The organism is Craterilacuibacter sp., assembly GCF_051659485.1.
Lineage (GTDB): Bacteria > Pseudomonadota > Gammaproteobacteria > Burkholderiales > Chromobacteriaceae > Craterilacuibacter.
On sequence record NZ_JBOFOO010000421.1, the window covers coordinates 1 to 9,588 of the forward strand.

General features: G+C 59.6%; 12 protein-coding genes. 3 read left to right on the plus strand and 9 right to left on the minus strand.

From position 1 onward, the window contains the following. Window positions 1–129: 129 nt before the first annotated feature. Both ACRC1E_RS14155 and ACRC1E_RS14160 read right to left on the minus strand, forming a co-directional pair. Window positions 130–513 (minus strand): MAPEG family protein, encoded by a 384-nt coding sequence (locus ACRC1E_RS14155; protein ID WP_438515737.1) that lies wholly within the window; start codon window positions 511–513, stop codon window positions 130–132. A gap of 27 nt (window positions 514–540) precedes the next feature. Further along, complete coding sequence (locus ACRC1E_RS14160; protein ID WP_438515738.1) at window positions 541–1,209, minus strand: energy-coupling factor ABC transporter permease; 669 nt, start codon at window positions 1,207–1,209, stop codon at window positions 541–543. A 129-nt stretch (window positions 1,210–1,338) separates the two neighbouring features. Here ACRC1E_RS14160 and nadC point away from each other — a divergent pair, with 129 nt between their 5' ends. Further along, a complete protein-coding gene (gene nadC, locus ACRC1E_RS14165; protein ID WP_438515739.1) occupies window positions 1,339–2,184 on the plus strand; it encodes a carboxylating nicotinate-nucleotide diphosphorylase in 846 nt (281 codons plus the stop codon). Here the strand turns inward: nadC and ACRC1E_RS14170 are convergent. From ACRC1E_RS14170 to trxA, 3 genes are all read right to left on the minus strand, one after another. Further along, window positions 2,181–2,810, minus strand: a complete 630-nt coding sequence (locus ACRC1E_RS14170; RefSeq protein ID WP_438515741.1) for a CoA pyrophosphatase — start codon at window positions 2,808–2,810, stop codon at window positions 2,181–2,183. The genes nadC and ACRC1E_RS14170 overlap by 4 nt on opposite strands. A 68-nt stretch (window positions 2,811–2,878) precedes the next feature. Continuing rightward, window positions 2,879–4,135, minus strand: a complete 1,257-nt coding sequence (gene rho / locus ACRC1E_RS14175) for a transcription termination factor Rho (RefSeq protein WP_438515743.1) — start codon at window positions 4,133–4,135, stop codon at window positions 2,879–2,881. A 135-nt stretch (window positions 4,136–4,270) separates the two neighbouring features. Then, window positions 4,271–4,597 carry a thioredoxin TrxA gene (gene trxA, locus ACRC1E_RS14180; RefSeq protein WP_438515745.1) on the minus strand — a complete coding sequence of 109 codons (327 nt, stop codon included), beginning with the start codon at window positions 4,595–4,597 and terminating at the stop codon, window positions 4,271–4,273. 327 nt (window positions 4,598–4,924) lie between these two features. Here trxA and fabI point away from each other — a divergent pair, with 327 nt between their 5' ends. Then, window positions 4,925–5,713, plus strand: a complete 789-nt coding sequence (fabI, locus tag ACRC1E_RS14185) for an enoyl-ACP reductase FabI (RefSeq protein WP_438515746.1) — start codon at window positions 4,925–4,927, stop codon at window positions 5,711–5,713. A gap of 77 nt (window positions 5,714–5,790) precedes the next feature. Continuing rightward, on the plus strand, window positions 5,791–6,144 hold the full coding sequence (locus tag ACRC1E_RS14190) for a YkgJ family cysteine cluster protein (RefSeq protein ID WP_438515747.1): 354 nt from the start codon (window positions 5,791–5,793) through the stop codon (window positions 6,142–6,144). Between the two features lie 56 nt (window positions 6,145–6,200). Here the strand turns inward: ACRC1E_RS14190 and frdD are convergent, their stop codons facing one another. From frdD to frdA, 4 genes are read right to left on the minus strand one after another with little or no spacing between them, the layout of a single operon-like run. Continuing rightward, window positions 6,201–6,566 (minus strand): fumarate reductase subunit FrdD, encoded by a 366-nt coding sequence (gene frdD / locus ACRC1E_RS14195; protein WP_438515749.1) that lies wholly within the window; start codon window positions 6,564–6,566, stop codon window positions 6,201–6,203. Beyond that, a complete protein-coding gene (locus ACRC1E_RS14200; RefSeq protein ID WP_438515750.1) occupies window positions 6,563–6,973 on the minus strand; it encodes a fumarate reductase subunit C in 411 nt (136 codons plus the stop codon). The genes frdD and ACRC1E_RS14200 overlap by 4 nt, the downstream gene beginning before the upstream one ends. After that, window positions 6,970–7,725 (minus strand): succinate dehydrogenase/fumarate reductase iron-sulfur subunit, encoded by a 756-nt coding sequence (locus ACRC1E_RS14205; RefSeq protein ID WP_438515752.1) that lies wholly within the window; start codon window positions 7,723–7,725, stop codon window positions 6,970–6,972. The genes ACRC1E_RS14200 and ACRC1E_RS14205 overlap by 4 nt, the downstream gene beginning before the upstream one ends. Beyond that, complete coding sequence (frdA, locus tag ACRC1E_RS14210) at window positions 7,722–9,512, minus strand: fumarate reductase (quinol) flavoprotein subunit (RefSeq protein ID WP_438515753.1); 1,791 nt, start codon at window positions 9,510–9,512, stop codon at window positions 7,722–7,724. Before frdA ends, ACRC1E_RS14205 begins: the two co-directional genes overlap by 4 nt. Window positions 9,513–9,588 lie beyond the last annotated feature (76 nt).

The window sequence follows — 9,588 nt, forward strand, 5'->3', positions numbered from 1 at the left end:
TGCGAACCGACCCAAGCACGTCAACACCGCGGCTCCCGATTCCCCGCTCCCGATCCCGAAAAACCAAACCCGCCAGCCGCCCCTATTCCCTATTCCCTATTCCCTATTCCCTATTCCCTATTCCCCAAACTACCCTCCCGCCATTGCTGCCGCCATATACAAACCCACCATGGCTACGAAGCCGGCCAGCCATGCCAGCGAGCGCAGCATGGGTTTGTCCATGATGTAAAACACACCATGCGCCAGGCGCGCTGCAATAAAGATGATCGCAGCAATATCCTGCGTGCTGTGCGCGACCCCCATCAACTGCGCCACCAATACCGCCGCCGCCCATGGCGCAAAAGCTTCCCATCCATTTTGCTGCGCCCAGTTGGCTCGCTGACGATAACCGGATGCCCGTGCCAGCACTTCGCGCGGCCGGCTATTGTCGTAAGGGGCGCCGGCTTTGGACAATACCGCCCACAGCAGGGGCAGCACCGATGCCAGTAGCAGGCTCCACAAGGCAAAATTCATCATGTTTCCTTTCATTGATTCCATGGCCTAATCATCGCGCTCGGCCAGATAGCGTGCATCATCAAAGGTACTCACCCACTGCGGACGGTAGACCAGCAGCACGGCCATGACCAGGCCGCTGGTAAACGCCTCCGACCACGAGAGTAAAAAGTAAAACGGCAAGGCCTCATCCAGCAGCAAATCCAGCGAATAGGCTCCGGCCACAAATAAAGCCATACAGCCGGCTACGGCCGCCAGCAACAGGCTGGCGCCTCCGGCGATGAAGGCACACACAAACAGGTAGATAAAAAAATGGGCCGGCAGGCTGCGCTGGCTTATGCGCAAGACGGCCCACACCAAGCCAACTGGCAGCAAGGCCATACACAGGAAATTCATCCCGAAAGCCTGCCACGCCCCCAAGCCTAGCGCCGCCATCGCCAGCAACACGAGCGCCAGCGCCCATAAGGCCAGAGCCGGCCCCAACATCAGGGTCAGTATCGCGGCCCCCAGCAGATGAAACGACAAACCAGGCTTAAGCCCGCCCTGTAACAGCCATAAGCCCAGCACCGCCACCGTCGCCCCCATGCCGGCATTGAGCAAATGGCCATCCAGCGTTCGCCAAGGCAGGCGCCCCGCACAAAACAGCAAGATAACAAGCGACAAGAGTGCCGACAGGATCAGCCATGAGACGGGAAACAACTCGGCAGTAAAATTCATGACTATTACACGCAATAATAATGCCCAAATCATAACAGGACTTTAGCCTGCCCCCTCAACGCATAGCCGGCAAGCGCATCGCCACAATCTGCTAGAATCGCGCTTTTGTCGCCCGCTCCGGAGAATGCCATGCCCAGTCTGCCCGCCCCCCATCTGATCGCACAGGATGTTGCCCGCGCACTGACCGAGGATATCGGGCCATGCGACTGGACGGCGGCACTGATAGCGGCTGCCAGCGAAGCCCGGGCCCGCATTATCGTGCGTGAAGATGCGGTGATAGCCGGGCAAGCCTGGTTCGATGAATGTTTCCGTCAGGTCGACCCGCGCTGCAAGATCACCTGGCAGGTCGCCGAGGGCGAGCAAGTCAGCGCCAATACTGTGTTATGCGAAATTAGCGGCCCCGCGCGCGCACTGTTAACCGCCGAGCGCTCGGCACTAAACTTTCTGCAAACGCTATCGGCAGTTGCCAGCGAAACCCGCCGCTATGTAGCACTGATCGCCGGCACCCGCGCCCGCATCCACGACACGCGTAAAACCCTGCCCGGCCTCAGGCTGGCACAAAAATATGCCGTCACGGCCGGTGGCGGCTGCAATCAGCGCATCGGCCTCTACGACGGGATTCTGATCAAGGAAAACCATATTGCGGCCGCCGGATCAATAGCCTCCGCACTGCAAGCGGCATTCAAGCTGGCACCGGAAGGTGTGAGCATACAAGTGGAAGTGGAAAATCTGGATGAGCTGGCACAGGCGCTGGCCGCCGGCGCGACGCTGGTACTGCTGGACAATATGTCGCTGGCGGATATGCGGGCGGCGGTAGCCCTGAGTGCTGGGCGCGCCCAGCTGGAAGCCTCGGGCGGCGTGGAATTTGAGACGGTGCGCGCTATCGCCGAAACCGGCGTCGATCGCATCTCCATCGGCAAACTGACCAAAGATGTGCGCGCGATCGACCTGTCGATGCGTATTATCGGGCTTTAAGCCAGACTCACCGCCAGCTGGCGCAACATGCCGGCGGTAGCGCCCCAGATAAAGCGCTCGCCCTCGGTGAGCGCGTAATACTCGCCTATCACCCCGCCGCGATTAAAAGCGTGCACCTGATAGGCAGACAAATCCAGCAGCCGCGCCAGTGGCAGCTCGAAGATCTCGGCCACCTCGCCCGGCTCGGCCACCAGCGACAAGGGGGGCGGCACGATAGCCACCACCGGATGAATGGCAAAACCGCTGAGCGTGGGATAAACCTCCATTTCACCGGCTACCAATACCTGATCCGGCGCCAAACCCACCTCTTCCCATGCTTCACGCAAGGCGGCTGCCACCACATTTTCATCGCTGGCATCCACCTTGCCGCCGGGAAAACTGATCTGTCCGGCGTGGCTTTTCAGGTGTTCGGTGCGCCGCGTCAACAAGATGGCCGGGCCATCCGCATGCCAGACAATGGGGATCAATACAGCGGCGGCACGCAGTTCGACATGACCAGGAAAGCCCTGTGCAAACTCGGGACGCAGCGGCGGCGTTGCCCGTGCCAAACGTTGCGCCATCCAGTCACAGGCTGCAGTCGCGCTTTCCGGCCAGATTTGCCCGGTCAAATTGCCAGTTTTTCTCATGCCCGTATCTTGTCGGCAGGACGTAAAAAAAGCCAGCGCGAGCGCTGGCTTGTGTGGTGTGCTTTGTCTTAACGACGCATCGAATCGAAGAAAGCAGCATTGGACTTGGTGGCGCGTATCTTGTTCTGCAGGAATTCCATCGCCTCGATGTCGTCCATAGGATACAAGAGCTTGCGCAACACCCAGATGCGTTGCAGCTGGTCTTGCGGCACCAGCAATTCTTCGCGGCGGGTGCCGGAGCGGTTGATATTGATCGCCGGGAAAATACGCTTCTCGGCCATCTTGCGGTCGAGGTGGATTTCGCAGTTACCAGTACCCTTGAACTCCTCGTAAATCACATCATCCATACGGCTACCGGTATCCACCAGCGCGGTACCGATAATGGTGAGCGAGCCGCCCTCTTCGACATTACGCGCTGCGCCAAAGAAGCGCTTGGGGCGTTGCAAGGCATTGGCATCGACACCGCCGGTCAGTACCTTGCCGGAGGCCGGCACCACGGTGTTGTAGGCGCGTGCCAGACGGGTGATCGAGTCCAGCAGGATCACTACGTCTTTTTTGTGCTCGACCAGACGCTTGGCCTTTTCGATCACCATCTCGGCCACCTGTACGTGACGGGTCGCCGGCTCGTCGAAGGTCGAGCTCACCACTTCGCCGCGCACCGAGCGCTGCATTTCGGTCACTTCTTCCGGACGCTCGTCTATCATCAGCACGATCAGAATTGCTTCCGGATGATTCACCGAAATTGCATGTGCAATATGCTGCAGCATCACGGTTTTACCCGACTTGGGCGGTGCCACCAGCAAGGCGCGCTGGCCTTTGCCGATAGGCGCGATCAGGTCGATGATGCGGCTGGTAATATTTTCTTCGGCCTTAACGTCGCGCTCAAGCCGGAACGGCTCGGTCGGAAACAGCGGCGTCAGGTTCTCAAACAGGATTTTGTGCTTGGAATTTTCCGGCGGCTCGCAGTTGACCTTGTCGACCTTCACCAGTGCAAAGTAACGCTCGCCGTCTTTCGGGGTACGGATCTCGCCTTCTATGCTGTCACCGGTGTGCAGATTGAAGCGGCGGATCTGGCTGGGGCTGACGTAAATATCGTCCGGGCCGGCCAGATACGAGGTATCCGGGCTACGCAGGAAACCGAAACCGTCAGGCAACACCTCCAGCGTACCTTCGCCGTAAATGTTCTCGCCTTTTTTAGCCTGGTTTTTCAGCAGCGCGAAAATCAGGTCTTGTTTACGCAAGCGGTTGGCGCCGTCAATTTCATTGGCGATCGCCATTTCCACCAATTGGGTGACATGGAGATGTTTGAGGTCAGATAAGTGCATAGCAGCCGTGTGTCGACTTTTGATGAAGTGAAGGGGAACTATTGACTTCAAAAGCCGGAAGTATGAGGAAGAAAACGAGAGGACGGGCGGCGGAAAGACCACCCGTGCATGAAACTGAGGGAAGGATAGACGCGATTAGATGTGGCTGTCAATAAATGCTGTCAGTTGGCTCTTGGCCAGCGCACCGACTTTGGTGGCAACCACTTCGCCATCCTTGAACAACATCAGGGTCGGAATGCCGCGAATCCCGAACTTGGGCGGCGTCTGCTCGTTCTGGTCGATATTCAGCTTAACGACCTTAAGACGGCCTTCGTAATCGCGCGACACATCGTCCAGAATCGGCGCGATCATCTTGCAAGGGCCACACCATTCAGCCCAGTAATCAACCAGAACCGGGCCTTGGGCCTTCAGTACATCCTGCTCGAAGGAGTCGTCGCTAACATGCTGGATAAGATCGCTCATGGTTTTCCCTAGGTGTAATTCGCGTATTCGCTGTTTAAGCGCTGATGGTAGCAAAGGCACAGGCCCAGCGACAACCCTAAATACGGCACGGTTTTACTATCTTCCCTCCGTTCATAACATGACGCAAAATGACAACAGCGCATAACGCACAGCGTACCCTTTGCTGGCACACCCCTGCCCGCCCGCCTATGCCTGCTACGCTGGCGACGCAAGCCGGCATTATTCGGGCGACAAATACGACAATGCCAGCCACATGGAGCGCAGAGCATTAGGTGATCCGCCCGCATCGGGTATAATGGCCGCCTGTTACATGTACAAGGACTCGAAATGGGTTTCCTGCAAGGCAAGAAAATTCTGATCACCGGCATGATTTCCAACCGTTCGATCGCCTACGGCATCGCCCAGGCCTGTCACCGTGAAGGGGCAGAACTGGCGTTTACCTATGTAGTCGACAAACTGGAAACGCGTGTCCGTGATATGGCCGCCGACTTCGGCTCCAAGCTGGTCTTCCGCTGCGATGTGCAGAACGATGACGAAATCAATGCGCTGTTTGCCGATCTGGGCAAGGAGTGGGAAGGTCTGGACGGTCTGGTACACGCCATTGCCTTTGCCCCGCGCGAAGCACTGGAAGGCGACTTCCTCGATGCGCTAAGCCGTGAAGCATTCCAGACGGCACACGACGTATCGGCCTACAGTTTCCCGGCGCTGGCCAAAGCAGCCCGCCCGATGATGCAAGGGCGCAAGGCGGCTCTCGTCACCCTGTCTTATCTGGGTGCCGTGCGCGCCATGCCCAACTACAACGTGATGGGTCTGGCCAAAGCCAGCCTGGAAGCGTCGGTACGCTTTATGGCGGCCAGCCTGGGCAAGGAAGGCATACGCGTCAACGGCATCTCGGCCGGCCCGATCAAGACACTGGCAGCAGCCGGCATCTCCGGTTTCTCCAAGCTGCTCAGCGCTGCGGCCGATCAGGCCTGCCTGCGCCGCAATGTCACCACCGAAGAAGTCGGCAACACCGCCGCCTTCCTCTTGTCCGACCTGTCGTCGGGCATTACCGGTGAAATCACCTATGTGGATGCCGGCTTCAGCATCAATGCCATGAATGCGGCAGAAAACTAAGCACGCACCACCGCAGGCAAAGGCGTCCGTTTGCGGACGCCTTTATTATTTTCGCCGACCGGATCGCCTGCCCCATCATGAACAGCAATAGCCAGAAAATCCGTTTTTTCCGCAGCCGCATCCCGGCCTTCGAATGCGTGCCCGGTTGCCACGACTGCTGCGGCCCGGTTACCACATCGAGCGAGGAGATGGCCAGACTGCCGCGCAAAAGCGCGGCCGAGCACGAAGCAGCACTAGCGTCACTGAGTTGCCCGCATCTGGGTGACAAAGGCTGCCAGGTTTACAGCGAACGCCCGCTGATCTGCCGCCTGTTCGGCACCACCGCCAGCCTGCCCTGCCCGCATGGCCGCCATCCCGATACGCCAACCGATCCGGAAATCGAAATGCAGATCCATCAATACATGCGCGCTACCAGACAGGTACTGGTTTAAACCGCGCCCGCCAAGCCATAGCCCGGCCTAAGCCGGGCCATGTTTTGCCATCACACTCAGAAGCCTATGCTCACTAGCGCCCAGGCCGCCAGCAGCGTACCCGCTGCCGCCGTGCCGTAGCACAGTAAGCGCGCCTTCAGACCGGCATGGATGCCGACATCGTGCAGGCTGTGAAAGATGCGGTGTACCGCATGCCAGAAGAACAGCGCCACCACGGCAAAGATAAAGGCCTTGCCGATAAAGTGCTGTGCGAAGGCGAGCATCCTGGCGTAGGAGAAGGTGTCAGCCGGCAAGATACCCAGCGCGACGGCAAAACAGGTAATCAACACCAGCATGGCCCCGATCAGGGCCGACAACATGCCGCCGGCACCGAACAGCAGCCAGAATACCGGCTCATGCGAACGCTTCAGTGAAGATTTCATTGGGCACCTCCGTTAGCCAGCATCCATACAAGTCCGAACAAAACCATGCTGGCACCCAGCGCCGCCCCCAGCCCCAGCGCCGTAATGGTCGCCGCAGCGACGCGCTTGCCGCCTATTTTCAACGGCGGCAAGGTGCGCGGCATAATCTTGAACCAGGTGTAGCCGTGGTACAGCATCATGGCGAAGATGGCGGCGTTGACGATCAGCAGCGGCACGCTGGCGATCAGGGCGCGGTAGGCATCCCATGCCGCCTCGCCCTGTGCCAGGCACACAAGGCCGGCCAATAGCTCCAGCGCGTAGATCCAGACAAAGAAAGCCGTGCCTTCATGCACCATATACTCGACAAAAAACGGGTCGCGCTTCCACCAGCCTGCCATCGGGCGGATATAGGGTTTTCTCGCACTCATCGGCACTCTCCTTTAGTCCCCTCGGGGCGCATGAAGCGGAAGAAGTAGTCACGCGCACTGGCGACCTTGTTGACGTTGACCGCGTTAGCCGGGTCCACCATTTTGGGGCAAACCTCGGAGCAGTAACCGACCGCGGTGCAGTTGAAGACGCCGACTTCGCTATTGATCAGCGCCATGCGCTCGGCGCTGCCGCCATCGCGGCTGTCGAGGTTGTAGCGGTGCAATAGCGCAATGGCACCCGGGCCGATAAAGTCGGGGTTAAGCCCGACCTGCGGGCAGGCGGCATAACACAGACCGCAGTTGATGCAGCCGGCGAACTGGGCATAAAGATCCATTTCGGCCGGCGTCTGCAGATATTCGCCTTCGTCCAGCGAGCGCGCTTCCTTGGGGATCAGATAGGGTTTGACCTTCTGCAGCTTATCCATAAAGCCATCCATCACCACCACCAGATCGCGCTCGATCGGGAAGTGCGCCAGTGCCTCGACCTTGATCCCCTCGGGGTGATCGCGCAAAAAGGTCTTGCAGGCCAAGGACGGCTTGCCGTTCACCATCATGCCGCAACTACCGCAAATAGCCTGCCGGCACGACCAGCGCAAGCTCACCGTGCCGTCGAGCTCGTCCTTGATGTAGTTGAGCGCACCCAGCACCGACATATCATCGCTATATGGCACCTGATAATCCTGCCACACAGGCTCGCTGTCCTGTTCGGGGCGATAACGCAACACCGATACTTTTGCCGTCACTTCGCTCATGCCTTGCCCTCCTCTACTGCACCTTGCTTGTCTGCCGCCTCACCCGCTGCGCCATAGGCGCGCACACGCGGGGGCGAACGGGTAATTTTCACATCGCCATACGAGATGGCCGGTGCGGCGGCGCCCTGATAGTGCGCCAGCGAATGCTTGAGGAAATTCACATCATCACGCGCCTCGTAACCATCCAGACGCTGGTGCGCACCGCGCGACTCGCGCCGGTTCAGCGCCGAATGTGCCATCGCCTCAGCGACATCCAGCTGGTAACCCAGCTCGATCGCCAGCAACCAGTCGCTATTCCAGACACTGGAGCGGTCTTCAATATGAATGTTCTGATAGCGTGCCTTGAGTTCGGCCAGCTTGTCGCAGGTGGCCTGCATGCTGCTCGCCAGGCGGTAGATGCCACAGCCGTCTTCCATGGTCTGCGCCATTTCGTGGCGGATATCGGCGATGCGCTCGCTGCCGTCGCGGCGCAGCAGATTTTGCGCCGGCAGCGCCGCCGCTTCGGCTAGGCGCAGCAAGGCGGCGCTATTGCGTGGCGGTGCAGTACGTGCGTAGCGGGTGGCGGATTCGCCGGCCACCTTGCCGAATACTGATAGCTCGGCCAGCGAATTGGAGCCCAGACGGTTGGCGCCATGGATGCCGACACTGGAGCATTCGCCGGCGGCAAACAGGCCGGGCAAAGATGCCGCGCAGTGCACATCGACCGGAATGCCGCCCATGGTGTAATGCACGGCCGGGCGCACCGGAATCGGCTCGGTCACCGGATCGATGCCCATGAACTCACGCGCCAGCTCGCAAATTTGCGGCAGGCGTTCGTGCAGTTTTTCGGCACCCAGATGACGCAAGTCCAGATGCACCACCGCCCCGTAACGGCCGGCTATGGTGCGTTCCTTTTGCATCTCGTACCAGAAGGCCTGGCTCAGACGGTCGCGCGGCCCCAGTTCCATCGCTTTATTGCGCGGCTTGTCTTCGGCCGGCCCCAGACCATAGTCCTGCAGATAGCGGTAGCCATCCTTATTGACCAGCAGCCCGCCCTCGCCGCGGCACGCCTCGGTAAACAGCAAGCCGGTGCCCGGCATACAGGTCGGGTGGTACTGCACGAACTCCATGTCCCTGAGCGGCACGCCATGACGGTAAGCCACCGCCATGCCGTCACCGGTGACGATGCCGCCATTGGTATTCTCGCGGAACACGCGCCCGGCCCCGCCGGTGGCGAACACCACCGCGCCGGCTTCGATCAGTATCATCTCGCCACTGGCAATTTCGACGGCCAGAATGCCCTGAACACGGCCATCATCGACGATCAGGTCGAGCAGGAAATACTCGTCGAAGCGGCGGATGGACGGATATTTGAGCGAGGTCTGGAACAGGGTATGCAGCATATGGAAGCCGGTCTTGTCGGCGGCAAACCAGGTGCGTTCTATCTTCATGCCGCCAAACGGGCGCACATTGATATGGCCGTCTTCCTTGCGGCTCCACGGACAGCCCCAGTGTTCCAGCTGCACCATTTCGCGAGTGCATTCGCCGACAAAATAGTCGACCACATCCTGCTCGCACAGCCAGTCGCCACCAGACACGGTGTCGTTGAAATGGTGCTCCAGGCTATCGTGCGCCTGTACCACCCCGGCCGCCCCGCCTTCGGCCGCCACGGTGTGGCTGCGCATCGGATAGACCTTGGACAATAGTGCGATACTTTGCGCCGGATCCAGCTCGGCGGCGGCAATCGCCGCCCTCAAGCCGGCACCGCCAGCCCCCACGATCACGACATCTGCCTTGAATACCTGCATACATGCTCCCGTTGCCACCCCACTCCCGGGGCAGCCAGATCATCATGCCAGTAATATAAAGATATTCTTATTGGTC

What these genes read in the sequence shown, in the direction of transcription:
- ACRC1E_RS14190 (WP_438515747.1), top strand. Translation starts at nt 5,791, where the DNA reads ATGAACAGCAATAGCCAGAAAATCCGTTTTTTCCGCAGCCGCATCCCG.
- fabI (WP_438515746.1), top strand. Translation starts at nt 4,925, where the DNA reads ATGGGTTTCCTGCAAGGCAAGAAAATTCTGATCACCGGCATGATTTCC.
- ACRC1E_RS14170 (WP_438515741.1), bottom strand. Translation starts at nt 2,810, where the DNA reads ATGAGAAAAACTGGCAATTTGACCGGGCAAATCTGGCCGGAAAGCGCG.
- ACRC1E_RS14200 (WP_438515750.1), bottom strand. Translation starts at nt 6,973, where the DNA reads ATGAGTGCGAGAAAACCCTATATCCGCCCGATGGCAGGCTGGTGGAAG.
- frdA (WP_438515753.1), bottom strand. Translation starts at nt 9,512, where the DNA reads ATGCAGGTATTCAAGGCAGATGTCGTGATCGTGGGGGCTGGCGGTGCC.
- trxA (WP_438515745.1), bottom strand. Translation starts at nt 4,597, where the DNA reads ATGAGCGATCTTATCCAGCATGTTAGCGACGACTCCTTCGAGCAGGAT.
- frdD (WP_438515749.1), bottom strand. Translation starts at nt 6,566, where the DNA reads ATGAAATCTTCACTGAAGCGTTCGCATGAGCCGGTATTCTGGCTGCTG.
- ACRC1E_RS14160 (WP_438515738.1), bottom strand. Translation starts at nt 1,209, where the DNA reads ATGAATTTTACTGCCGAGTTGTTTCCCGTCTCATGGCTGATCCTGTCG.
- ACRC1E_RS14155 (WP_438515737.1), bottom strand. Translation starts at nt 513, where the DNA reads ATGAATTTTGCCTTGTGGAGCCTGCTACTGGCATCGGTGCTGCCCCTG.
- rho (WP_438515743.1), bottom strand. Translation starts at nt 4,135, where the DNA reads ATGCACTTATCTGACCTCAAACATCTCCATGTCACCCAATTGGTGGAA.
- nadC (WP_438515739.1), top strand. Translation starts at nt 1,339, where the DNA reads ATGCCCAGTCTGCCCGCCCCCCATCTGATCGCACAGGATGTTGCCCGC.
- ACRC1E_RS14205 (WP_438515752.1), bottom strand. Translation starts at nt 7,725, where the DNA reads ATGAGCGAAGTGACGGCAAAAGTATCGGTGTTGCGTTATCGCCCCGAA.